Below are 557 nucleotides of genomic sequence, written 5' to 3'. Positions count from 1 at the left end.
TTCGGTCTCGTCCGAAACAACACAGCCATCACCGCCACACGCTTCGAATAACCGACCTTCCCAGCACTTCCCAAGCAATAGAAATAGCGATCCCTCAGCGCGCTGCAGTCCCAAGGCGCCGGTGAGCAACTGATGCGTGTCATAGCTGCTCGTTGTGCCACCGATCCCTCATCACTACAGTCAGCTTATGAGCCTGAAGAAGGTAGCTACACTTGCGCTGATCTTCGCGATAAGCGGGCTTGTTTATTTTCTGGTCCAGATCCTTCTTGGGGACGCAACAGGACCGGCGGCCATTAAGACCGCGATATGGCTACCGATATTCGTCGTCATTACCACCATCTATTGGTATAGGCGCGGAAGAAGGATCCGACAGCTAAACGAGCAAGGAGTCGTCGAAGGTTATATTCGCCGACCGGACGCACCTAAGGAGGACGTTTACCGGAAGTGGAACTACGGCCTGCTGACACCGCAACGGGGCATCCTTAGCCTTGATCCACCGATGAGGGTTTGGTTGTCTCCGGCGTTTTAAACACGAAATGCCCGTCGTTTCGGGGAAA

1 protein-coding gene is annotated in these 557 nt (G+C 54.2%); it reads left to right on the top strand.

What is annotated here, in order from left to right; translation table 11 throughout:
• Positions 1-187: 187 nt before the first annotated feature.
• On the top strand, positions 188-529 hold the full coding sequence (locus Q0877_RS17070; RefSeq protein ID WP_299170048.1) for a hypothetical protein: 342 nt from the start codon (positions 188-190) through the stop codon (positions 527-529).
• The last annotated feature ends 28 nt before the right edge of the window (positions 530-557 follow it).

It is taken from the genome of uncultured Arthrobacter sp. (assembly GCF_947495145.1).
GTDB lineage: Bacteria > Actinomycetota > Actinomycetes > Actinomycetales > Micrococcaceae > Arthrobacter_D.
The sequence above is the reverse complement of the archived record's forward strand: the minus strand, read 5'-3'. Positions and strand labels throughout refer to the sequence as shown.

Coding starts and splice junctions, on each gene's coding strand:
- Q0877_RS17070 (WP_299170048.1), top strand. CDS start 188: ATGAGCCTGAAGAAGGTAGCTACACTTGCGCTGATCTTCGCGATAAGC.